Below are 22326 nucleotides of genomic sequence, written 5' to 3'. Positions count from 1 at the left end.
CATAATCATTGGATTTCTATCTGCCAAAATCACTGTAATTTATTATACCATTCACACCTTTATGTGTTGAAAATTTAGGACACATGAGGGAGGCAAAAAGTGAAGGTGAAAAATTTGAGAGATTGGTACACGGTCAAAAATATGCATAATAAGGGGGTGCCAATAAAACAGATAGCTAGGGAATTAGCAATGTCAAAGAATACAGTTAAAAAACTTATAAAACAAGAAGATGAGCCTAAATATTTAAGGACTTTAAGTGCCTCAAAGATTGATGAGTATAAGGATCAAATACGTGTATGGTATCTAGAAAAACAATATGACTTCAATGGTACAAGGATTTACAATGAATTGTGCAAATTGGGGTATACAGGAACAATGAATCCAATTTATAGGTATCTTAAAACTTTAGAGGAAGAAAAAATTTTAATAAGTAGACGAGCTACTATAAGATATGAAACTCCGCCAGGAGATCAGGCCCAATTCGATTGGGGAGAATATGAGATACCTATTGGAGGGAAGATAATAAAAATTTATTGCTTTTCAATGATCTTATCATATTCAAGAAAAAAGGCTGCTATATGTTCAAAATCAGTAAATGGATCTGCAATATATGAAGCCATACAGGACTTGTTTTCGGAGTTAGGTGGAGTAACAAAAGAACTTCTTATTGATAATCCTAAAGCATTAGTAATAAGCCATAAAAAAGATGAAGAAGTAGAATTTAATGAAAGTGCTTTAAAGCTATTTACTCATCTAGGAACAGAACCTAACGCCTGTTTACCACTAAGGCCTAGGACAAAAGGAAAAATAGAAAAACCATTTCAATACATAGAGCAGCAATTCATAAAAGGAAATAGCTTTGATGACATGAAAAATTTGAATACAGAATTAAAAAAGTTTATGCATGGATGGAATAATAAAATTCATGGTACAACTCGAAGAGTTCCTAATGAAATGTACAATGATGAAAAGAATGTTCTAATACCTTTAAAGAAAAAACTTGTTATGGATGCAGAGCTTGAAAAGAGAACTGTAAGTACTGATTCTTTTGTTATGGTGGAAACAAATCGTTATAGCGTTCCTGTTAGATATGTGGACAGGCACGTTAAAATAAGAATTGTTTATGGCTATATTCTTGAGATATATGACATGGATATTAAATTAATAAAGACTTATAAACTTCTGGATGGGAAGAGGAAAAAATATGAAGATATAGAGGATTACAAAGATATTGCAGTTAAAGTACCCTCCTCGATTCCAGAAATAAGAAGAGTATTTGAAAAAACATTTGAAAATGGAAGTAAATTCTACGACCTAGCATCTAGAGTAACAAAACAGGTTCATTTTCATGCAAGAGAGTTTTTAAAACTAAAAGAACTTTATGAAGTTAAGGATCTTGATATTATACTTAAACATTGTATTGATTCTAATATATTCAAAATTGAAGACATGAAATCAGTGATAAAGAACAAATACCTTGAACTCATAATTGAGTGCGAAAAAACTGAATTAGCGTTAAACCAACGTAATAAAGCTATATATCAGACTAAAAATGAAGAAAGCTTAGTAAGAAACCTTTCTTATTACGACGATAAAGGGGGTCAAAATTGAACGTAAAAAATAGAAACAATGCTATTGATGCAGAAATAGAAAGACTTTTAAAGCAATTTAAGCTTCCTGATATACATGACAACTATGATGAAATAGTACAAGTAGCCATTGAAGAAAAAATGGGTTACAGGGAGTTCCTGCATAAACTATTGAAACTAGAAGAACAAGGAAAACACGAAAGATTAATGTTAAGAAATATTAAGAACGCCGGTTTTGATGGCTATAAAACTATTGAAAATTTTGATTTTAGCTTCCCTAAAAGTATTAACCAAGGTAAAATAAATGACCTTGCCACTCTTGGGTTTATGGATAGACATGAAAATATAGTGTTTTTAGGCCCTCCGGGCGTTGGAAAAAGTCATCTTTCAGTGTCACTTGGAATGAAGGCATGTGAACAAGAGAAAACAGTTCTTTTTGCTAATGCTATTGAACTAATGGATGATTTATCAGATGCCGTTAAGGCAGGAATGTTAAAGCAAAAGTTTAAAAAGATATCAAAAGTAGACCTATTGATAATAGACGATATAGGATACTTAAAGATGGACAAAGAAAAAGAGAGTATTTTTTTTCAATTAATCCGCCAAAGATACGAAAAAAAATCTCTCATTGTAACTACAAATTTACCATTTAAACGTTGGGATGAGATATTCACTAGTGAACTTGCAGCAGCTGCAGTACTAGATAGGCTTCTGCATCATTCTCACGTTATTAGTATAACAGGTGATAGTTTCAGAGTAAATGGTAAAATTTAATGAGGAGGATTGAAGTTGAGGGAAAATCCAGTAATTGACTTCCATGAATTTGTTAGTGTATTTAATGAAGAAGGTAAGAATTCAGCAAAAATATTGGCTAAAGAGAAGTATGGTAAAAGTTTTGAATTTATACAAAGAAAAATAAGTAAGGAAAGCAGCTACTACTTCAATAGGAATTTAAGGAAATATGAAAATAAAGATAAAAATATTATTGAAGCAAAATTCATGAGTATAGATGAGCTTGATAGCTGTAGAAGTGAAATTAAGCCTTTAAAGCACATAGAGCCCCTAACGGGGCTTAGTTCCAATTCGAGTTTTGATAAGCTTGTAAATGAGCTTATTAAGGACAGATTAATTGAATTGAGTAAGTATGTAACTATTGATCATGGCAGCAAAAATATGATAATAAATTCTAAAACAATAAAAAATGATGGTTATAATTTAGTTGTAATTTAGATTGCAAGGGGGGTCAAAATTCACCGTGAATGGGGGTCAATTTTCCTTGACAATCTACAGCCTAAGATTACCTCAGTATCATATATATTTTCATATGGTTTAGAAGATATCATGCATTCTTCCATAACTATAGCATTTTTTGTACCTCTAGTAACAAATCTTATACCCTCATTACTAAGCTCATCATACCATTTGTAATTATAATATCCTCTATCAAATACATAGATGCTGTGCTTATCCTCCAAGAAGCCGTCAATACATTTTCTATCATTTACTGCACCCTTGACTATATTAATTTTCTCTGGAAATTCTCCATTAAATAGCGTGCTTATCTTTATTCCAGCTCGGCCGCTATCCATTTGAAAATGGGGTGCAAGTTTTAAAGCAGTTAAGATAACAGTTGAATCAATGATTTTTACAGGAGGGATGTCCTTCATTAGCCTAACGGCTCCAAACCTTCTTTTGGCCTTACTAACTAAATGATAGTATATATCCTCAAAAATTCTATAGTCTCTTGTAGCATTTTTCCTTGAGAATTGAGATATGCTTGGTACATTAATGAGACTCCTAAGTTTCTTATTTGATGAAATTTCACCCTTAGCTTCCCTTAAGCTTTTACAACCTCTTATATTAAGATAAAGCATAGAATTTATATGAGATTTCGTATGAAAATGCTGACTTCTATAATCCCCATCATATTTTTTTATAGTTTTATCAAGAAAACTTCCTCCAATTTCCGCTATTAATTTATGAAAAATTAATTTATTATTTTTATTAGGGAACATTAAAAAACCTCCTTGTGAATGGTTGCTGGTTACTTCCATTTAAACACAAGGAGGTTTTCTTTTTCATTATTAAATTATTGCCAATTATTTAGTGTCAATATTAAATTATTTCTTTAATGCAACACTTGAAATCAAATACCTCTCTTTTTATTTTTTATTTAGTCTGCAGACTACGAAATTATGGTATTACTTAGAGCAAAGTATAAGTCAATAGCTAAATTGAAATTTTTTAAAAATATTTTTAAAGTAGCTTCAAAAATATTTTTTAATCTATTATCGGAGAACAGGATTTTCCTTTGTGAATTGCCTCTGTTCCTGCTTCAATAGCTGTTTCATAATACCTAATTTTATAATTGATTTTATCCATATATTTTTGTAGTTCTATTAATTTTGCTTCAACTACTTTTTTATGTTCTAAAAAAACATTTAGCCGTTTTTCAAGGGTGTCATCTCCTTGAACACACCAATCAATGAAATCCTTTATTTTTTTAATTGGCATTCCACTACTTTTTAAACAAGTGATGACTTCCAACCATTCAAAGTCACTCTCTTTAAAATCACGATTACCTTGAGCATTACGCTCTACAAAAGGTAGTAAACCTTCTTTGTCATAATATCTTAGAGTATACGTAGTTACTCCAATACGTTCTGCAGCCTGTGCAATGTTATAGCCCATAAAAATTAATCCTTTCTTTAATTAATAATGTAGTTCATTAATATTTTTCATAAAGTAGATGATAAAAAAATGTGAAAACAACGTAAATTGTATTAACTTTAATTAAACAAATTTCTTCAAATATGGTAGTTTGGTTCTGATTCTCATACCTTATATTGCCATCCTAAGTCACCATTATAAATCATCTGCTTTGTCATTCCTCCATCGATAGTGATGTTTTCTCCAGTAATAAATCCAGCATCATTGCTACAAAGAAAAAGTACCATTTTTGCAATATCTGATGGATTGCCTATGCGTCCTACTGGATGCAGTAATACCAAGTTTTAGCACATAGTTAAAATCATCAAATCCACATCCTGATAGGATACCTTTTTTGCTGATACAAGCATTATTTATAAGATAGTCGATTTTTTTAAATTGCTGAATCACTTGGTTTGCAAAATTATTTAACACATGTTCCTCAGTAATATCTCCGTGGAAAATATATAGTCTGTCATTTGAATACTGAGACATAATCATTTGTTCTGAGTCTAAATCAGTATCTATTACAGCAACTTTAGCTCCAGAATTAAGAAAACTCTCTACTATACAACGTCCAATGCCGTTAGCTCCACCGGTTATTACACAAACTTTATCATTAAAATTCATTAATACACCTCCCAGCAAAAATATTATATCTGTTAGAGTTAACTCTAAGTCAATAGTTCTTTAAAAATTTGTAAAATTTTTGCTTAAGTTTTAAAAGTGTGTGTGCCTTATAAATTTCTTTCAGACATATTATAAATACATTTATATTTTAGTCTATTGGATACGAAATTATTATGTAGATTACTTATATTAACTAAATTTGTAAAATAGTGTTTAAGGAAGTTAAGTAAAAACATAAAATAATAAATATTTGAGTGAATCAAGGGCCAGTTTATTTTTATTTGCAAAAAAAAGAGTTGACTTAGAGTTAACACTAAGATTTAAAATGATTTTCATAAAGAATAATGTTCAGGTATTGGAGCTTAAACTCAATATGAAGCTTAGAGTTAAATCTATGGATTTTAAAATATAGGAGGAAGATGGGATGAAAAATAGAATAGAAAATTCAGTAGAATTATATGAAAAAGGGTATAATTGTTCTCAGGCAATATTATGTTCTTACAATGAACTCTTGGGGATAGATGAAGTGACTGCATTTCGTCTGTCAGAGGGGTTTGGCGGAGGGATGGGTATGATGCAAGGAACATGTGGAGCAGTAACAGCAATGTTCGCAGTATTGAGTTATTTTAATAGTGATGGATTGTTGGAAAAGGGAAAGAGCAAGTTGGATAACTATAAAGAAATTCGTAGGTCAGCAGATTTATTCATAAAAGAATATGGGTCCATTAATTGTAAAGAAATATTACAGGGAAATACTCCAAAGGCTTTACAATGCGGGGAGAAAGTTAGAGATGCGGCTAAAATTATTGAGCAACTTTTGGAATCAAACTTTAATATTGAAACAGTAGAGAATAGAGAAAATTATTAATGCATTAGAAGGTTACCTTGCTGTGGATTCATGTGCTGACCTCACTTATGTCCAACATGTTTACCGTAGTGATTACAAATTGACGAATAATTAAGCAATAACAAATCGCCCGCAGCTCTTGTATCAGAGTTGCGGGTGATTTGTTATTGCTACAAATTATACGCGGTCACATTTTAATTAAGTATTGGAATTGTGTGTATAATAATCATCTCCCCAATCACACATCGTTTTTAGGATAGGCATTAAACTCTCACCGAGATCAGTTAATGAGTATTCCACCTTTGGAGGGACTTCGGCATATACCTTCCGACTAATTAAGTCATCTGACTCAAGTTCTCTTAATTGCTGGGTCAGCATTTTTTGAGTTATGTTAGGGAGAAGTTTTTTAATTTCATTAAATCGTTGTGTTCCCTTAGTTCCCAAATGCCAGATGATAAGAGGCTTCCATTTTCCTCCTATTAAATCTATTGTAATTTCAAATGTACATGTGTAATTTTTATTTTTAAATTCCAACATGCTGCAGCTTGAAGCCATATTCATACTCCTTTCAATAGTATCAATTTGGTTACTATAATACTTTATAGTGCGTACTTGTTATATTAAAACTTATTGTTTAAAATCATATCATAGTCAAGGGAAAAAATCAATCATAGGAGGAAATGCAATATGAAATATACAGGACCAGTTTATAGACCGCCATTTGAAGCAAACTCCTTATTATTACAAGTAACGGTGGGATGCAGTCACAACAATTGCAGTTTTTGTACAATGTATAAGGATGTTACTTTTCAGGTGGAAACAATGGAACAAATAGAAAAGGATCTATTAGAGGCAAGAAAAGCTTATTCTAAGGTAAAACGTATATTTTTAGTAAACGCTGACGCATTTGTATTAAGTGCGGATAAACTTAAAGCAATTGCAAAAAGAATAAATGATATTCTGCCAGAAGTTGAAACTATAGCAATGTATGCTTCCGTAAATAACATCAAGGGAAAAACAGATGAAGAACTGAAGGAATTAAGAGCCTTAAAGATTAATGAATTAAATATAGGAATAGAATCAGGACTGCCAGAAGTTATCAATCATTTAAACAAAGGCTTTACTGTTGATGAGACAAAAACACAATTAAAGCGATTAACAAAGGCAGGTATTGATTTTAGCATAAATATTATAATTGGAGCAGGGGGAAAAGATAGAAGCAGTAAGCATGCGGCTGCAAGCAGTTTATTACTGAATGAGGTTAAACCTAAACTGATTTTTATAGCAACATTGCATATTGATCCAGGCAGCAAGCTTGAAGCAGAATTGAATAATGGGGCATTTAAAGAAAATACATTGCGACAAAATATTGAAGAAGAGATTGAATTGATTCAAGGATTAGAACTAGAGGATACCATTTTATTTGGTTTGCATACATCCAATGTGATACCGGTTTATGGTGTACTTTCTCAAGATAAAGAGGAAATGATTAATATTCTTAAAAATGGATTAAAGTCAATAAAACAAGAGCATTTGGATAGTCATATTGAAAGAGGAATCGAAGGGGCAATATCTATATCAAGGAACTGAATGTGTAGTAATTAAGATTACTTTAGCGGTTAAAACGATATAGGTATCTTTATAGTAACTATAGCACCAAATAGTACGTACTTGTTTTTAATAAACTTTATTTTTATAATAACAGTATAAATCAAATTGATACGAGAAAGGAATGTAAATATATTGAATATATATAGTGAGCTAAGTAATGGAGTTAAAATTCCTAAATTAGGCTTTGGAACATTTAGGGTTCAGGATGGAAAACAAACTATTGATGCAGTCAGAACTGCACTAGAAATAGGATATAGGCATATAGATGCGGCTTCAATTTATGATAATGAAGAAAGTGTTGGACAAGGAATAAAGGAAAGTGGTGTACCAAGGGAAGAAATTTTTATAACCAGCAAGGTATGGAATACAGATCAAGGCTATCAAAATACATTAAATGCCTTTGAATTATCATTAAAGAAACTTGCAACAGATTACTTGGATCTATATTTAATTCATTGGCCAAAGGAACTGAATAAAGAAACATGGAGGGCCCTTGAAAAGCTATATAAAGATGGAAGAGTTAGAGCAATAGGTGTTTCGAACTTTAAAGAACATCATTTAATAGATTTAATGAAAAATGCTGAAATAAAGCCTATGGTTAATCAAGTAGAATTCCACCCACAGCTTGCACAGCCAGAACTATTAAAATTCTGCAAAGAAAATAATATTCAAGTTGTAGCCTGGGGACCATTGATGCAAGGACAACTAAACAAGTTCGGGCTATTTAAGGAGCTTTCTGAAAAGTATAACAAGACAGCGGCTCAAATAGTATTAAGATGGGATATACAGCAGGGAGTTGTAACAATACCAAAATCAATAACTCCAGAGAGAATAAAAAGCAATGCAGATATCTTTGATTTTGAATTAACTGAAGAAGATATGCAAAAAATATCAATGTTAAATACAGGGGAAAGAATTGGACCAGACCCGGACAAAATAAATTTCTAATAATTCTATAGGAGATGATTAATATGAGTAAGCACATTTTAATAGTAGTAACAACGGCTGATAAAATGAAGGAGGACCATAAAACTGGTATTTGGCTTTCTGAATTCGGTGAGGCCTATGTTGAATTTGCAAAACAAGGATATGAAATAACAGTAGCCAGTCCACTTGGTGGGAAAGCGCCTATCGATGATAGAAGCTTAGAGGGAGAGGTATTGAAGGAGATTCTTGATACAGCTCAATATCTGGAAAATACTTTGAGGCTCGGTAGTATTGAAGATGCAACAGAATTTGATGCAGTTTTCTTACCTGGTGGACATGGAACAATGTTTGACCTACCAAATAATAAAAAACTTGGCGAATTGATTCGTACAGCATATGAAAATAATAAAGTAGTAGCGGCTGTATGCCATGGACCAGCTGGGCTGGTAGGAGTTACTTTGTCGGATGGTACACCCTTAGTCAAGGGTAAAACTGTAGCTGTATTTACGAATGCAGAGGAAAGAGAAACAACATTAGATCGCTTTATGCCATTTTTATTGGAAACAAAGTTTCGTGACCTTGGGGCAAATGTAGTTACAGCATCTAACTGGGTAGATAATGTTCAGGTAACAGATAATCTGATTACAGGTCAAAACCCCCAATCTACAATAAGTGTGGCGAAGAAAGTAATAAAACATTTAAAATCATAATACACAGTTGGTTTTTGAAGTGTTTTGTAAAGGCATTGTTTGAAGAATAACAAGACTTTGAGCTAATAATAGTAAGGCAAATATGCCTTGAATAACAAATAATATATAAGGGAGAAATTGAAATGAACGCAATATTAAACAGAAAAAGTATAAGAAAGTACAAGGACATAAAAATAAGTGATGAAATTGTAGAGGGACTTTTAAGGGCAGGGATGCAAGCGCCTTCTGCTGGAAATGAACAACCTTGGGATTTTGTAGTTTTAAGAGATAAGGAAATTATGAAAAAAATAACTGAGTTTCATCCTTACTCAAGTATGTTATTAAATACAGATGTAGCGATTGTAGTTTGTGGAGATGAAGCCAAAGAAGTATTTAAAGGTTTTTGGGTACAGGACTGTTCAGCGGCTACAGAAAATATATTATTAGCAGCTGAAGATAAGGGATTAGGATCTGTATGGCTTGGAGTTTATCCTTTGGAGGACAGAGTGGAGGCCCTAAAAAAGCTTTTAAACCTGCCAGAAACTGTTATTCCTTTATCAATAATACCTATTGGATATCCAGATGAGAAAAGAGAAGCGGCAAATAGATTCAATAAGGAAAGAATCCATTACGATAGATGGTAATTAAATAAAATTTATAGAAATCCTCTTTATATTTGTTGCTTAAGAATCAAACGTGTTTTTGTAGGGAGGATTTTTATAGTTCGGATAAATAAGAGAGGATTGTAGGTGATGAAATGTCATATTTATTAAAACCTCTGGATCAGTGCAAATTGACTTTAAGGAATAGGCTTGTTTTTCCTCCTATGGCAACTTCGAAATCAGAAGAAAACGGAGGTATTAGCAAAGCGCTTCTAGATTACTATGATGAAAAATCCCATGGTGGATATATATCACTAATTTTTATTGAGCACAGCTTTATAACGCAACAGGGTAAAGCTAGCGACAGACAACTTTCTGTTGCAGATGACAGCGTAATTGGAGGACTTAAAAAACTGGCTGATGTTATTCATAAGAATGGCTGTAAAGCAGTTATGCAAATTAACCATGCTGGAAGTGCAACAAGCAAAGCTGTTACAGGATATGAAACGGTAGGTCCTTCACCTGTTGTAAATCCTCGTAGAGGGCTGGTTCCAAGTGAACTGACCAAAGAGGATATAAACAGAATAATTGAAAACTTTAAGGATGCAGCAAAGCGTGTAAAACAAGCTGGTTTTGATGGAGTGGAAATTCACTCTGCGCATGGATACCTTTTAAATCAGTTTTATTCTCCTCTTACTAATACGAGACGGGATGAATATGGCGGTGATTTGTTAGGTAGAATAAAAATACATCTGGACATTATTAAAGCGGTAAGAGAAGTTGTAGGCGAAGACTTTCCTATTCTGCTCAGATTAGGTGCCTGTGACTATATTGAGGGTGGAATCACAATAGAAGACAGCAAAAGAGCAGCAGTAGAATTCGAAAAGGCGGGAGTAGATATACTTGATATATCCGGAGGCTTTTGTGGCTATATAGTTCCAGGTCTTTCGGGACAAGGATACTTTTCTGATATTACAGAGGCTATTAAAGAAGTTGTGTCAATTCCCGTGATATTAACTGGCGGAATAACTGAAGCTGAGACTGCTGAACGGCTACTTGCTTCAGAAAAAGCAGATCTTATAGGAGTAGGAAGGGCTATATATAATGATTCTTCCTGGGCTAGTAAAGCTCTTGAATCAATTAAATGAAAGTTGAAAACATAAGAAGGAATATGAGAATAAAATTTTATTGGAGGAAAAATAGATGAAGGTTGTTGCCTTTAATGGAAGCCCTAAGAAAGAAGGGAATACTTATCATGCAATAAAAATGGTTGCAGAGGAGCTTGAAAAAGAAGGAATAGAAGTTGAGATCGTCCATGTGGGAAATAAGGCGATAAGAGGATGCCTTGCCTGCAATGCCTGTGAAAGAAATAAAAATGAGAGATGTATAATTGACACTGATGAAGTAAATGAATGGATACAAAAAATGAAAGAAGCAGACGGTATAATATTAGGTTCGCCAGTATTCTACTCCGGCATTGCAGGAACTATGAAATCCTTTTTAGACAGAGCGTTTTATGTTGCAAATACTGGGATTTTAAGACATAAGGTAGGGGCAGCAGTAGTTGCTGTGAGACGATCTGGCGGAGTGGCTACTTTCAATCAGCTTAACAACTTTATTAACTATGCAGAAATGCTTATACCAAGTACAAATTACTGGAATGTAGTTCACGGAACAACACCGGGCGAAGCTCTGGAAGATGAAGAAGGAACACAAATAATGAGAGTGCTTGGAAAAAACATGGCATGGCTTATGAAGCTGTTTGAGAAGGGCAAAGAAACTGTAATAGAACCTGAAAGAGAAAATAAAATATTTACGAACTTTGTTAGATAGTATGTAAGATAATAATTAAAATATAAAAAGGTGGGATTCATATGATAAAAGTAGTTGCTAGAAATTTTGCACAACAAGACAAACTTAATGAAATTATTGAACTATACAAAGAATTGGTTGAACTTACAAGGAAAGAAAAAGGATGCATTAAGTATGAATTGTATCAGGATGAGAATAATCCTTCAGTTCTTACAATGATTGAAGAATGGGAAAACAAAAAGGCTTTAGAGGACCATTTTAAGGCGGAACATTTTGTGAGAATTGTACCCAAAGTAAAAAAATACATGTTAAAAGAAACAGATTTGAATATTTACAATAAATTAATTTAACATCTATGTAAATAATGGAGTAAGCCCCAAAATAAAAACTAAGAAGTGAGGGAATGTATACTTCCTCACTTTTTTATATTTCGAGTATGAATTATACTTTTTCGGAAGTGACCAAAGTTGGTGTAACCATAGCAATTCTTTTCAAAAATTTAATCTTGATGTTGAAGCCGTCAGTGAAGCCCATTTATATAGGAATGATCAAAGAAATTAAGGCTGCAAAAGAAATTATCCTATCGAGCCCAATTATGACATGAAAAAGCTTCGATATGTTCCCACAAACAGTAAAACCGTTGATATGTTCCCATATACCTTTAAAACGTTGAAAAGGTGGATGACCTGTTTCCACAAACGTAAAATAAAAAATCGGCCATCTGACATCAGTTGGCCAAACTCCGGCCAAGACGAGTCAAGGAGCATCAGCGAAAATTCCACTTGGGGTATAAGAAGAAAATTTGAACAAGGAAAAGTGGTGGTAAACCATAATAAATTTTTAGGTTATGATAAAGATGAAGAAGGTAACCTTATAATAAATGAAAAACAAGCCAAGATTGTAAGAAGAATTTACGCAGATTACCTTGATGGAAAAGGCCCAAATAGGATTGCAAGGGAACTTGAAGTTGAAGGAGTTCCTAATTGGAATGATAAATCAAAGTGGTACGAAAGCAGCATAAGAAAAATGCTCAGCAATGAAAAATATAAAGGAGACGCCCTGCTTCAAAAGACATACACGGTGGATTTCCTTACAAAGAAAAGGGTAGAGAATAATGGTGAGGTTCCTCAATACTATGTAGAAGAAAGCCATCCTGCCATAATAGATAAAGAAATGTGGGAGGCAGTACAGCTTGAAATGGAGAGAAGAAGAGCCTTTGCAGAAAAATATAACATTAGCAAATTAGATTATGCCACAGTCGATAATCCTTTTGCTGGAAGAGTTATTTGTGGACACTGTGGCAGTACCTTTGGGAGAAAGGTATGGAACTCCAACAATGAAAGACTTAGAAGAATTATTTGGAGATGTAACAAGAAGTACACTGTAAAAGGTGAGAAGAGTTGCGAGAATAAGCATATAGATGATAAAGTTTTATACCAAGCTTTTATAAATACCTTTAATGCAATGATTGAAAATAAGAATTATTTTATGGAGAAGTGGAAGGAACATTTAAAAAGTGATAACTTGCTTCAAAGATATAAGGCAAAGCAGTTTGTGAGAATTATAGAAAATGCAGAACCAATAGAAGAGTTTGATATGGATTTATTTTTTAGGATTATTGAAAAGATCACTGTGTTTGAAGAGGAGAAAATTATTGTAACTTTGCTTGATGGAACGGAGATAGAAGTTGTAATTGAATAAAGGATTTTAGTGGAGCCAGTTAGAGTGAGTATATCACTTTGACTGGCTATTTTTCATATTTAAAAATATATTATAAACCCTCTAGATGCAGCAATTCTTACCTAGGGGTTAGATAACTAACAAAAAAGTGGACTCTTTTTCTTTCCGTTGGAATAATATATACTTCAACTAAAGTGAATGATTAAGTAAATAAAATTGAGTCAATTATTCCACTAAAAGAATTAAGTTTAACTACGGAGGTTAATAAATGAAAAAATCATCAGGAGAATCTGAATTAATAATTAGTCAAGTAATGCTTCCAAGTCATTCTAATGTAGCAGGGAATGTATTCGGTGGAGAAATCCTAAAACTTATGGATTCAGTTGCTTATGCAGTTGCAATGAAGCATGCAGGTAGTAATGTGGTTACTGCAAGAATTGATGAAATTATGTTTCATAAACCAGTTTTAATAGGTACGGTAGTAAAATGTAAAGGAACTGTTGTATTTACTGGTAAAAGCTCTATGGAAGTCTATATTACCATAGAAATAGATGATATACAAAACAGAAAAATATGTGATAATGCTCTCTCAGCATACTTTACCATGGTAGCAGTTGATGAAAATAATAAACCAAAAGTTGTACCACAGTTAGAATTAAGAGATGAAAGAGAAAAAATAGAATTTGAAAAAGGGAAACAGCGATATGAAAAAAGAAAATTTATCAATAAAATCCACAGCACATAATAAATAAACTGATGCAGCTGAAAGGTATTAGGGATTATTATATAGATAAAGAATGAAAAAGTAGGTAATAATAAAATAGAACAGCGTAGATTAAAAAAATTATATAAAAGTTATATTTGTTAATCTTAGTAGTTTCAGTATTCCAAACCTTTTGGTAAGTTATCTTACAAAAAAGTGCGTACTTGTTCTATGCTTTTCAAATGGGTATACTTTGAAATACAAATTCGTTTAATTTAACAAAGTTCTAAGCAGTTTGAGTTGGTGAAAAATATAATAAAGATGAGGAGTAGAGAAAAATATGTTTAAAAAAGAAATGTTTGAAAATATGTTTAAACCGGGTAAAATAGGAAATTTAGAAATCAAAAACCGTCTGGTGGTTCCCCCTATGCTAAGTGAATATGCAGATGAAGAGGGCAATCTTACAGAAAGATATATAAGATATTATGAAGAAAAAGCTAAGGGAGGATTCGGTCTTATAATAGCTGAGGATAATGCAGTAGAACCTCGTGGAGCAGGATTTACAAAACTTCCTGGCCTTTGGCATGATTCTCAAATAGAGAAGCACAAGGAATTCACAAGTAGAATTCAAGCTTATGGAACTAAAATTTTTGTTCAAATATACCATGCGGGACGTGAAGCTAGTGAATCTATAATAGGGATGCAACCCGTAGCTCCATCCCCAGTACATGACCCAGCAATCTTTGAAATTCCTCATGAATTAACTTTAGAAGAAGTAATAGAACTAGAAGATAAATTTGTAGCTTCAATAGTAAGAGCACAAAAAGCAGGGTATGATGGAATTGAACTTCATGGTGCTCACGGGTATCTAATTAATCAATTTGTATCACCTTTTTCAAATAAAAGAACTGATATCTATGGCGGAAATCTAATGAACCGTTTGAGATTTCCTTTAAATATAATAAAGAAAGCTTACGAAAAAGTTGGAAATGATTTTGTAATTACTTATAGAATTAGTGCCGATGAATTTGTAGAGGGCGGACTCACTATTGAAGATTCAAAAATTATAGCTCCTATTCTTGAAGATGCAGGAATCAAAGCTATACATGTATCTGGAGCAGTTTATAAAACAGGTTATCTTCCTTCAGCACCGTATCAAGCTCCTACAGCTCTCTTTTCAGATTTAGCTAAGGAAATTAAATCTGTTGTTACTATACCTGTAATTGCAGTTAATAAGATCAATACTCCATTTGTAGCTGAATCTATATTAAAACAGGGAAAATCAGATTTTGTAGCCATAGGAAGAGCTTCTATAGCTGATCCTGAATTCCCTAATAAAGTTATGGAAGGAAGACTAGAAGATATTATTCCTTGTATAGCATGTGATCAAGGATGCCAAGGATATATAGGAGTTCAAAAGCCGGTTTCATGTTTAGTAAATCCAAGAACTGGACGTGAGGGAGAATACAATTTAGAGAAAGTAGCTAATCCTAAAAAAGTTATGGTTATAGGTGGGGGATTAGCTGGAATGCAAGCTGGAGTTGTGGCAGCTATCAAAGGGCATCAGGTTGAAATATTCGAAAAATCCGATAGATTAGGTGGTCAATGGTTATTAGCAGCTATTCCTCCAGGAAAAGAAGTATTTAATTCCTTTGTAGTATATTTAAAAGGACAGTTAGATAAACATAACGTTAAAGTTCATTTAAATACAGAGGTTACAGAGGAAGTTATAAATACTTTTAATCCTGATCATATAATTCTTTCTGCAGGAGCTAATCCAATTACCATTCCCTTTAAGGGAATAGAAACAAATAAAAATGTAGTTCAAGCAAATGAAGTTTTATCAGGTAAAGTTATGCCAGGTAGAAATGTAGCTATTATTGGTGGAGGACTGGTTGGTATGGAAACTGCTGAACATTTAGCTGTTCATAGCTCTTCGGTAACTGTAATAGAGATGAAAGAAACTCATCTAGAAGAGATGGCAGGAATACCTAAAGCATTTATGATGAAGAGCTTAGAGCACAACAAGGTAGCTATAAGACTTGGAACTAAACTTGAAGAAATCAGAGAAAACAGTATAGTTTTCAGCAAGAATGGAGTTTCTGAGGAACTATTTATTGATCAAATAATATTAGCTATTGGTTCAAGACCTAATATAGCTCTTGAGGAGATTATAAAAGGAAAATATTCATATACTAAAGCTGGAGATATTACTGGAGTAGCAGATGGGATAATATCTGTAAAAGAGGGATATGAAGCTGCACTGAATATTTAAATAAACAGAGTATAATAAAATGGGACATGAATTTAAAATGTCCCATTAATTTTATAAAATATAAGGAGAGAGATGTGTTTTGGAAACTTTCAACTTTTCTAAGGCATGGATAAATGATATAGAACTTAAAGATGTAATAGATATACGAACATTTCAAAAATTCCAAGATGATTTTGCGAAGAGCTTCGGTATATCTTGTATAACCCTTGACACTTTAGGTTCTCCAGTTACACAAGTTAGTAACCCTACGGAATTTTGTCAGAGATTTATTCGTACATCTGAAGAAGGAAATAATCGTTGCAAAAATTGTGATATTGCAGGTGTAAAAGAATCCATAGAGACAGGTTCTGTATCCATATATAAATGCCATGCTGGCTTAATAGACTTTTCTGTACCTATAATAATTTCCGGTAAGCATTTAGGGGGGATTTATGGCGGACAGGTTTCTTCTGAGAAACTTAATGAAGACTCAATAAAAAACATGCTCCGAGAAATAAATGTAACTAACATTGATGCAGCTTTAAACTCAGCAAGTAATGTTAACGTAGTAGATGAAGATAAAATAAAAATAGCTGCTGATATTTTGTTTGTTGTTATAAATACTTTAGTAGAAGTAGGTACAAAACAGTTCATATTCAAAAAAATGTTTGAAACCTTAAAAGAAACTGTTTCTCATTCATCTTCAATTTTGCAGGAATTAGCTTCTTTTTCCATGGAGGTTTCTCAAAATCAAATTACTCTAAGCTCTGAAATTCAGAATGTTAGTAAACTAACTGAAAAAATAGACAATATATCTGGGTTTATAAAGGAAATATCCAATCAAACCAACATACTTGGCTTGAATGCTGCAATAGAAGCCGCTAGGTCTGGCGCAGCCGGTGCAGGCTTTAGTGTTGTAGCAAATGAGATAAGAAAACTTTCACAAAAGTCTAAAGAAACTGTAGAAAATATAGCAGTTGCAACTTCATCTATTAAAACTTCTGTTTATAGTACTGAAAGCTTATCAAATACCACCCTTCAGTTAACAGAAAAACAAGCTGCTTCTATTCAAGAAGTTACTGCTAATCTTGTAGAAGTAATGAACATTGCTGAAGATTTGCATAAAATAGATCAGTAATAAACTTTACTTTTTCATTTAAAAAACTGTATGTTGTGAGTACATACAGTTTTTTATTATTTCATTAATAATACTATTAAATATGTTTTATAACCCCTGCATCAATTAATATAGAATTACCATTTATTCCATCATTAGTAGCAGCAAATAATACTGTTTTTGCAACCTCTTCTGTAGTTAGAAATCTTTGTAACAAAGAATCTCTATCATTACCATTTTGGAAATAATTAATTTTTTCTTGTTCTACACTATTTCCATTTTTCTTTGCAAGCTCTTCAAAATATTTAGCTATACCTTCTGTCCACGTAGTTACAGGCAATACGCTGTTTACTGTTACCTTTGAACCCTTTGTAGTTTCAGCTAGACCTCTTGATAAGCCTAATATTGCTGATTTAGTAGTTGAGTAATGTATCAAATCTCCGTTTGGTCTCAATCCTGCTTCACTTGATATATTTATTATTTTACCTGAATTAATCTTTAGCATATCTGGTAATGCTCTTCTACATAATCTTACTATAGACATAACGTTAATATTGAAAATATGATACCACTCTTCATCGGTAATTTGTTCAAAAGGTTTAACGGGATAAATGCCTAAATTATTAACTAATATGTCTATAGGTCCATCTTTAGTTACTTCATCATACAATTTATTTGCATCTTCTAATTTTGATAAATCTCCTACAACCCCTTCAACTAAAGCCTCTGTGTATTTATCCTTAAATTCCTTTACCGTATCAATAACTTCTTTTTCTAAGTAGCTTGTAACAACAACCCTTGCACCTTCTTTAATAAATGCCTCTGCAATGCCTTTTCCTACTCCAGATGTAGAACCTGTTATCAATACTTTTTTATTTAGCAATCCCATATCCATAACAAAACCTCCATATATATTTATTTTATAGCATTTTGTTGTAATAAAAATGAGCGCTCTTTTCATTATATTGTTAATATTATAACTAACTTTTTTAAAAAACAAGTACGCACTTTTAGGTAAGATACCTTACCTAAAAGTGCGTACTTTGCATTAAATTAATAGTTAGTTACCTGTTTTTCTGTTTCCATCCACTTTAATAAATCTCTATACATATATAGGGCATCCTCGTATCCGATGTTATAAGCTTTTTCTAACTTGGATTGATTTCTTTCAAATCGATCAATATTTAACGGCTTACTTGGTCTTATAATAAATGCCTTTTTATCTACTTGCAGCTGCTCTATATAATCTAAGGTATCATTATATTTTTTATGTCTATTGCTTAATGCATAACTAAATTTTTGATTATAAATTTTTCTAGTTACTCCAGCATATTTAAAGGGTTTTTTTCTATAAAATTTATCTCTTGTAAGTATTATTACATTTCTTAACATTCCATCATTTTCAGATTTTTTTATAGGTATAGGATCACATATTCCTCCGTCTAAAAGTCTAATGCCATTAAATTCTACAGATGGTGAAATAAATGGCAAACTGCTAGATGCTTTAATTGCTTGCAAGATTTTATCATTTCTATTCTCAAATGAATAATTTTTCATTATTTCATGTTTATCTATATAATAGGGTTGTGCTTTTTCTACATCTGTAGCTGTAATTATAAATTTTTGTTTATTTTTAAAAAAGCAATGGAAACTAAAAGGTTCATATTTAATTGGAATATCTTCAAATATAAGCTTCATACCAAATAAGCTTTTTTCATTAATTAATGTTTTTAGTCCTCCAAAATCAGGATGTTTTACATAATCAATAAGCACAGTTTTATTCCTACCAATTTGCTTTGATATATAAGAAGCCGCATTGCAAGCCCCGGCAGAAACACCAATTACGTAAGGAAAGTATAAATTTTTTTCCATAAAAAAATCCAATACCCCTGCAGTATATACTCCTCTCATGCCTCCGCCTTCCAGAACCAATCCAATCTCATGCATAAAATTCACCATATTCCTTAATGATTCTTAAAACTTATTATGTTTACTATGTAACAAATTATATTTTAGAAATCCTCACCTAACAAGTAGGCACTTTAATGTAAGATAACTTACATTAAAGTAAGTTATTAAATTTCTATCTATAATAATAATAGTTTTAAGAACATCGAATTTGTTGTATAATATCTTTGTATTGAAAATTAATATATCGGGTAGGTGAACGCTATTGATAAACTATAACGATAAAAAATATGTATGTCTTCTAGACCTTGGATTTGAAATTATCAGAGGTAAATGGAAAGCTGTAATACTATGCCATATAAATGATGAACCTAAAAGATTTTTAGAATTACAAAGAATTACTTGTGGTGTAAGTCAAAAGGTATTAAATGAGCAGTTGCGTGAATTGGAGGAAGAAGGCCTAATTAATAAAGTTATTTACCCTGAAGTACCACCAAGAGTTGAATATAATCTTACTGATAAAGGAAAAGAGTTAGTTCCTGCAATAAAGATTATTGAAGAGTGGTCAAAAAAACATTATGGACATTATGAACAACTTAATAATCTAGATTGATTTGAGAATGCAAAATGCATTCTTTTTTTTATCGCCTCAAATGTTACTAATTAATAATTAGTACTTTTAAGTAACCTACCTTACAATAAAGTGCGTACTTTTCATAAGTATAAATCTATATGATAATAGCTTATGACAAGAGAAATTAATAGGGGCCCCATTTACTAACAAGTTAAAATTATTTATAAACTTAATGGAGGAGGATTCAATTTGGAAAGAAATATATTAATCAATAAATTTGAAAAAGAAAATAAAAAAAGAGGAAGTCTTGCACTGTTTGCTTTAGCAATAAGTGCATTCGGTATTGGTACTACAGAGTTTGTTATTGTTGGTTTACTGTCATCTGTCGCAAAAGATATGAATGTTTCTATTACTTTTGCTGGCCTTTTGGTGTCAGGTTATGCTTTAGGAGTTGCATTTGGAGCTCCAATACTAACTGCTGTAACAAATCGTATGTCAAGGAAAAGTCTTTTAATATCTTTAATGATTGTGTTTATAATAGGAAATACTATTGCTGCAATATCTACTAGTTTTAGTTTATTACTAATAGCACGTATATTTACAGCATTCTCCCATGGTGTTTTTTTCTCAATTGCATCTACTATTGCGGCTGATCTCGTACCAGAAGATAAACGTGCTAGTGCAATTGCTACAATATTTACTGGTTTAACCGTGGCTACAATTACTGGTGTTCCAATGGGAACTTATATAGGCCAATTATTGGGCTGGAGAGCAACCTTTTGGGGGGTGGCAGCTTTAGGGGTTATATCACTTGTATTTACATCAATTTTACTTCCTAATAATTTAAAAGCTGCTTCTCCAGTTTCTATTAAAGAACAGGTGAAGATTATTACAAATAACAGATTACTATTAGCTTTTGCTATTACAGCACTTGGCTATGGAGGAACTTTTGTGACCTTTACTTTCTTAGGTCCAATTCTTGAAAAAATAACTGGATATTCATCACAAAGTGTAAGCATTATTCTGCTACTATATGGTGTAGCTATTGCTATAGGTAATACCATTGGAGGAAAAGCAGCTAACAAAGACCCTCTTAAAGCCTTATTATGGATGTTTATAGTTCAAGCTGTAGTTCTATTTACTTTATTCTTTACTGCACCATATAAAGTTCTAGGTACAATTACAGTAATTGTAATGGGACTGTTTGCATTTATGAATGTCCCTGGACTTCAAGTATACGTAGTTGAATTAGCTGAAAAATATGTACCTTCTGCAGTAAATGTTGCTTCTGCAATTAATATAGCAGCGTTTAACTTGGGGATTGCCCTTGGTGCCTTTATAGGTGGTTTAGTAGTTAATTCTTTAGGGTTAATCCATACACCTTGGATTGGAAGCATAATGGTTATTGGGGCAGTATTACTCACACTATATAGCCGTTCTTTAGATAAAAAAATAAAGTTGTGATTTCTAAAACTTACTTTAAAGTGCGTACTACCTTAAATATTTGTGTTGTATTAAACTTATAATTAAGAGATATTTATACGAGGAGAGATGAAAATGAAATATACTGGACCAGTTTATCGTCCGCCGTTTGAAGCAAGCTCATTACTACTGCAGGTTACTGTAGGGTGTAGTCATAATAAATGTAGTTTCTGTACCATGTATAAGGATGTTCCTTTTGAGATCGAAACTATGGAACAAATTGAAAAAGATTTATTAGAAGCTAGAAAAAATTATCCTAAAGTTAAGCGTATATTTTTAGTAAACGCTGATGCATTTGCTTTAAGTGCTGATAGACTTAAATTAATTGCAAAAAAAATAAATAAAATTCTACCGGAAGTGGAAACTATAGCTATGTATTCCTCTGTTAAAAACATTATAAATAAAACAGATGATGAGCTTAAAGAATTAAGAACTTTAAAGATTAATGACCTAAATATAGGCTTGGAATCTGGAATGCCTGAGGTAGTTGAACACTTTAATAAGGGGTTTACTGTTGATGAAGCAAAAATACAGTTAAAGCGTTTGACAAAAGCCGGTATAGATTTTAGTGTAAATATTATAATAGGTGGAGCTGGTAGTGAAAAAATACATGAAAATGCAATTGCCAATAGTAACTTGCTAAATGAAATTAAACCTAAACTTATATTTATTGCTACTTTACATGTTGATCCTGGTAGCCAAATTGATGAAGAAGTAAATAATGGACTTTTTAAAGAAAATACCTTACGTCAAAATATTGAAGAGGAAATTGAGATGCTAAGTGGACTTAACTTAGATAATACGTATTTCTTCGGGCTTCATACATCTAATGTAATACCAGTCCAAGGTCTGTTACCAGAAAAGAAAAATGAAATGATTGCAACACTAAAAGATGGTTTAAACTCAATAAGAGTAGAATACTTGGACGCTCACCTAAAAAAAGGTGCGGAAGGTTCTATTTCAATACTTAGATAATATTAAAGGATAGAGTAGACTGAATTATCTACTCTACACTTTGTACAATAAGTATTTCTAGAATCCAAAAATATGATGAATTTACCCATAGATATGCTTGTAGAAAATATAATTAGAAGGTAGGTATAATAAATGAAAGTTGTAGCGTTTAACGGAAGTCCAAATAAAGAAGGAAACACTTATCATGCTATAAAAATAGTTGCAAATGAACTTGAAA

General features: G+C 32.2%; 26 protein-coding genes. 19 read left to right on the top strand and 7 right to left on the bottom strand.

The features are described 5' to 3' along the window. Window positions 1-99: 99 nt before the first annotated feature. Genes istA through J2Z42_RS13425 form a run of 3 tightly spaced genes read left to right on the top strand, consistent with a single transcriptional unit; the run spans window position 100 to window position 2819 of the window. Complete coding sequence (gene istA, locus J2Z42_RS13435; RefSeq protein ID WP_342590037.1) at window positions 100-1611, top strand: IS21 family transposase; 1512 nt, start codon at window positions 100-102, stop codon at window positions 1609-1611. Next, a complete protein-coding gene (istB, locus tag J2Z42_RS13430; protein ID WP_209703282.1) occupies window positions 1608-2363 on the top strand; it encodes an IS21-like element helper ATPase IstB in 756 nt (251 codons plus the stop codon). The genes istA and istB overlap by 4 nt, the downstream gene beginning before the upstream one ends. A 15-nt stretch (window positions 2364-2378) precedes the next feature. Then, complete coding sequence (locus tag J2Z42_RS13425; protein WP_209703281.1) at window positions 2379-2819, top strand: hypothetical protein; 441 nt, start codon at window positions 2379-2381, stop codon at window positions 2817-2819. Between the two features lie 20 nt (window positions 2820-2839). Here the strand turns inward: J2Z42_RS13425 and J2Z42_RS13420 are convergent, their stop codons facing one another. The 4 genes from J2Z42_RS13420 to J2Z42_RS13410 all read right to left on the bottom strand — a co-directional run bounded on the left by J2Z42_RS13420 (window position 2840) and on the right by J2Z42_RS13410 (window position 4928). Continuing rightward, window positions 2840-3604: a transposase gene (locus J2Z42_RS13420; RefSeq protein WP_209703280.1), complete on the bottom strand. Its 765-nt coding sequence runs from the start codon at window positions 3602-3604 to the stop codon at window positions 2840-2842. 265 nt (window positions 3605-3869) lie between these two features. Then, window positions 3870-4280 carry a MerR family transcriptional regulator gene (locus J2Z42_RS13415; RefSeq protein ID WP_209703279.1) on the bottom strand — a complete coding sequence of 137 codons (411 nt, stop codon included), beginning with the start codon at window positions 4278-4280 and terminating at the stop codon, window positions 3870-3872. A 143-nt stretch (window positions 4281-4423) separates the two neighbouring features. After that, on the bottom strand, window positions 4424-4546 hold the full coding sequence (locus J2Z42_RS14795; protein ID WP_342590036.1) for an SDR family oxidoreductase: 123 nt from the start codon (window positions 4544-4546) through the stop codon (window positions 4424-4426). After that, window positions 4527-4928 carry an SDR family NAD(P)-dependent oxidoreductase gene (locus tag J2Z42_RS13410; RefSeq protein ID WP_342590035.1) on the bottom strand — a complete coding sequence of 134 codons (402 nt, stop codon included), beginning with the start codon at window positions 4926-4928 and terminating at the stop codon, window positions 4527-4529. Before J2Z42_RS13410 ends, J2Z42_RS14795 begins: the two co-directional genes overlap by 20 nt. A gap of 424 nt (window positions 4929-5352) precedes the next feature. Between J2Z42_RS13410 and J2Z42_RS13405 the strand changes: the two genes are divergently transcribed. Next, window positions 5353-5796, top strand: coding sequence for a C-GCAxxG-C-C family protein (locus tag J2Z42_RS13405; protein ID WP_209703278.1), 444 nt, complete (start codon window positions 5353-5355; stop codon window positions 5794-5796). Window positions 5797-5973: 177 nt separating this feature from the next. Here the strand turns inward: J2Z42_RS13405 and J2Z42_RS13400 are convergent, their stop codons facing one another. Beyond that, the gene (locus J2Z42_RS13400; protein ID WP_209703277.1) at window positions 5974-6330 is read right to left on the bottom strand and encodes a winged helix-turn-helix transcriptional regulator; all 357 of its coding nucleotides are present in this window, start codon (window positions 6328-6330) and stop codon (window positions 5974-5976) included. A gap of 132 nt (window positions 6331-6462) precedes the next feature. Here J2Z42_RS13400 and J2Z42_RS13395 point away from each other — a divergent pair, with 132 nt between their 5' ends. From J2Z42_RS13395 to J2Z42_RS13345, 11 genes are all read left to right on the top strand, one after another. Further along, complete coding sequence (locus tag J2Z42_RS13395; protein WP_209703276.1) at window positions 6463-7365, top strand: radical SAM protein; 903 nt, start codon at window positions 6463-6465, stop codon at window positions 7363-7365. 153 nt (window positions 7366-7518) lie between these two features. Beyond that, window positions 7519-8334: an aldo/keto reductase gene (locus J2Z42_RS13390; RefSeq protein WP_245331631.1), complete on the top strand. Its 816-nt coding sequence runs from the start codon at window positions 7519-7521 to the stop codon at window positions 8332-8334. Window positions 8335-8357: 23 nt separating this feature from the next. Beyond that, window positions 8358-9023 (top strand): type 1 glutamine amidotransferase domain-containing protein, encoded by a 666-nt coding sequence (locus J2Z42_RS13385; protein WP_209703275.1) that lies wholly within the window; start codon window positions 8358-8360, stop codon window positions 9021-9023. Window positions 9024-9145: 122 nt separating this feature from the next. Next, window positions 9146-9646, top strand: a complete 501-nt coding sequence (locus tag J2Z42_RS13380; RefSeq protein WP_209703274.1) for a nitroreductase family protein — start codon at window positions 9146-9148, stop codon at window positions 9644-9646. A gap of 113 nt (window positions 9647-9759) precedes the next feature. After that, the gene (locus J2Z42_RS13375; RefSeq protein ID WP_209703273.1) at window positions 9760-10752 is read left to right on the top strand and encodes an NADH:flavin oxidoreductase; all 993 of its coding nucleotides are present in this window, start codon (window positions 9760-9762) and stop codon (window positions 10750-10752) included. 55 nt (window positions 10753-10807) lie between these two features. Next, the gene (locus tag J2Z42_RS13370; protein ID WP_209703272.1) at window positions 10808-11437 is read left to right on the top strand and encodes a flavodoxin family protein; all 630 of its coding nucleotides are present in this window, start codon (window positions 10808-10810) and stop codon (window positions 11435-11437) included. 41 nt (window positions 11438-11478) lie between these two features. Beyond that, window positions 11479-11766, top strand: a complete 288-nt coding sequence (locus J2Z42_RS13365) for a putative quinol monooxygenase (RefSeq protein WP_209703271.1) — start codon at window positions 11479-11481, stop codon at window positions 11764-11766. Window positions 11767-12097: 331 nt separating this feature from the next. Beyond that, window positions 12098-13117: a recombinase family protein gene (locus tag J2Z42_RS13360; protein WP_209703270.1), complete on the top strand. Its 1020-nt coding sequence runs from the start codon at window positions 12098-12100 to the stop codon at window positions 13115-13117. Between the two features lie 247 nt (window positions 13118-13364). Continuing rightward, window positions 13365-13841 (top strand): acyl-CoA thioesterase, encoded by a 477-nt coding sequence (locus tag J2Z42_RS13355; protein ID WP_209703269.1) that lies wholly within the window; start codon window positions 13365-13367, stop codon window positions 13839-13841. A 298-nt stretch (window positions 13842-14139) separates the two neighbouring features. After that, the gene (locus tag J2Z42_RS13350; RefSeq protein ID WP_209703268.1) at window positions 14140-16074 is read left to right on the top strand and encodes an NAD(P)/FAD-dependent oxidoreductase; all 1935 of its coding nucleotides are present in this window, start codon (window positions 14140-14142) and stop codon (window positions 16072-16074) included. A gap of 79 nt (window positions 16075-16153) precedes the next feature. Next, the gene (locus tag J2Z42_RS13345) at window positions 16154-17191 is read left to right on the top strand and encodes a PocR ligand-binding domain-containing protein (protein ID WP_209703267.1); all 1038 of its coding nucleotides are present in this window, start codon (window positions 16154-16156) and stop codon (window positions 17189-17191) included. A 76-nt stretch (window positions 17192-17267) separates the two neighbouring features. Here J2Z42_RS13345 and J2Z42_RS13340 read toward each other — a convergent pair whose 3' ends face one another. Next, window positions 17268-18065, bottom strand: coding sequence for an SDR family NAD(P)-dependent oxidoreductase (locus J2Z42_RS13340; RefSeq protein ID WP_209703266.1), 798 nt, complete (start codon window positions 18063-18065; stop codon window positions 17268-17270). Window positions 18066-18223: 158 nt separating this feature from the next. Then, complete coding sequence (locus J2Z42_RS13335) at window positions 18224-19117, bottom strand: patatin-like phospholipase family protein (RefSeq protein WP_209703265.1); 894 nt, start codon at window positions 19115-19117, stop codon at window positions 18224-18226. A gap of 226 nt (window positions 19118-19343) precedes the next feature. Between J2Z42_RS13335 and J2Z42_RS13330 the strand changes: the two genes are divergently transcribed. The 4 genes from J2Z42_RS13330 to J2Z42_RS14575 form a co-directional block, all read left to right on the top strand. Next, complete coding sequence (locus J2Z42_RS13330; RefSeq protein WP_209703264.1) at window positions 19344-19691, top strand: winged helix-turn-helix transcriptional regulator; 348 nt, start codon at window positions 19344-19346, stop codon at window positions 19689-19691. Window positions 19692-19901: 210 nt separating this feature from the next. Then, window positions 19902-21116 carry an MFS transporter gene (locus J2Z42_RS13325; RefSeq protein WP_245331630.1) on the top strand — a complete coding sequence of 405 codons (1215 nt, stop codon included), beginning with the start codon at window positions 19902-19904 and terminating at the stop codon, window positions 21114-21116. A gap of 93 nt (window positions 21117-21209) precedes the next feature. After that, the gene (locus J2Z42_RS13320; RefSeq protein ID WP_209703263.1) at window positions 21210-22109 is read left to right on the top strand and encodes a radical SAM protein; all 900 of its coding nucleotides are present in this window, start codon (window positions 21210-21212) and stop codon (window positions 22107-22109) included. Between the two features lie 132 nt (window positions 22110-22241). After that, window positions 22242-22326: NAD(P)H-dependent oxidoreductase (locus tag J2Z42_RS14575; protein WP_245331583.1), on the top strand; the 85-nt coding region annotated here is incomplete at its 3' end.

Source organism: Clostridium algifaecis (assembly GCF_017874415.1).
Lineage (GTDB): Bacteria > Bacillota > Clostridia > Clostridiales > Clostridiaceae > Clostridium_B > Clostridium_B algifaecis.
This window is presented reverse-complemented; position numbering and strand designations above follow the sequence as displayed.

Bases quoted from the DNA above. Each gene is read 5' to 3' on its own strand.
- J2Z42_RS13415 (WP_209703279.1), bottom strand. From the start codon at position 4,280: ATGGGCTATAACATTGCACAGGCTGCAGAACGTATTGGAGTAACTACG.
- J2Z42_RS13375 (WP_209703273.1), top strand. From the start codon at position 9,760: ATGTCATATTTATTAAAACCTCTGGATCAGTGCAAATTGACTTTAAGG.
- J2Z42_RS13360 (WP_209703270.1), top strand. From the start codon at position 12,098: ATGACCTGTTTCCACAAACGTAAAATAAAAAATCGGCCATCTGACATC.
- J2Z42_RS13365 (WP_209703271.1), top strand. From the start codon at position 11,479: ATGATAAAAGTAGTTGCTAGAAATTTTGCACAACAAGACAAACTTAAT.
- J2Z42_RS13350 (WP_209703268.1), top strand. From the start codon at position 14,140: ATGTTTAAAAAAGAAATGTTTGAAAATATGTTTAAACCGGGTAAAATA.
- J2Z42_RS13405 (WP_209703278.1), top strand. From the start codon at position 5,353: ATGAAAAATAGAATAGAAAATTCAGTAGAATTATATGAAAAAGGGTAT.
- J2Z42_RS13320 (WP_209703263.1), top strand. From the start codon at position 21,210: ATGAAATATACTGGACCAGTTTATCGTCCGCCGTTTGAAGCAAGCTCA.
- J2Z42_RS13395 (WP_209703276.1), top strand. From the start codon at position 6,463: ATGAAATATACAGGACCAGTTTATAGACCGCCATTTGAAGCAAACTCC.
- J2Z42_RS13420 (WP_209703280.1), bottom strand. From the start codon at position 3,604: ATGTTCCCTAATAAAAATAATAAATTAATTTTTCATAAATTAATAGCG.
- J2Z42_RS13385 (WP_209703275.1), top strand. From the start codon at position 8,358: ATGAGTAAGCACATTTTAATAGTAGTAACAACGGCTGATAAAATGAAG.
- J2Z42_RS13400 (WP_209703277.1), bottom strand. From the start codon at position 6,330: ATGGCTTCAAGCTGCAGCATGTTGGAATTTAAAAATAAAAATTACACA.
- J2Z42_RS13340 (WP_209703266.1), bottom strand. From the start codon at position 18,065: ATGGATATGGGATTGCTAAATAAAAAAGTATTGATAACAGGTTCTACA.
- J2Z42_RS14795 (WP_342590036.1), bottom strand. From the start codon at position 4,546: ATGGTACTTTTTCTTTGTAGCAATGATGCTGGATTTATTACTGGAGAA.
- J2Z42_RS13370 (WP_209703272.1), top strand. From the start codon at position 10,808: ATGAAGGTTGTTGCCTTTAATGGAAGCCCTAAGAAAGAAGGGAATACT.
- J2Z42_RS13410 (WP_342590035.1), bottom strand. From the start codon at position 4,928: ATGAATTTTAATGATAAAGTTTGTGTAATAACCGGTGGAGCTAACGGC.
- J2Z42_RS13380 (WP_209703274.1), top strand. From the start codon at position 9,146: ATGAACGCAATATTAAACAGAAAAAGTATAAGAAAGTACAAGGACATA.
- J2Z42_RS13335 (WP_209703265.1), bottom strand. From the start codon at position 19,117: ATGCATGAGATTGGATTGGTTCTGGAAGGCGGAGGCATGAGAGGAGTA.
- J2Z42_RS13355 (WP_209703269.1), top strand. From the start codon at position 13,365: ATGAAAAAATCATCAGGAGAATCTGAATTAATAATTAGTCAAGTAATG.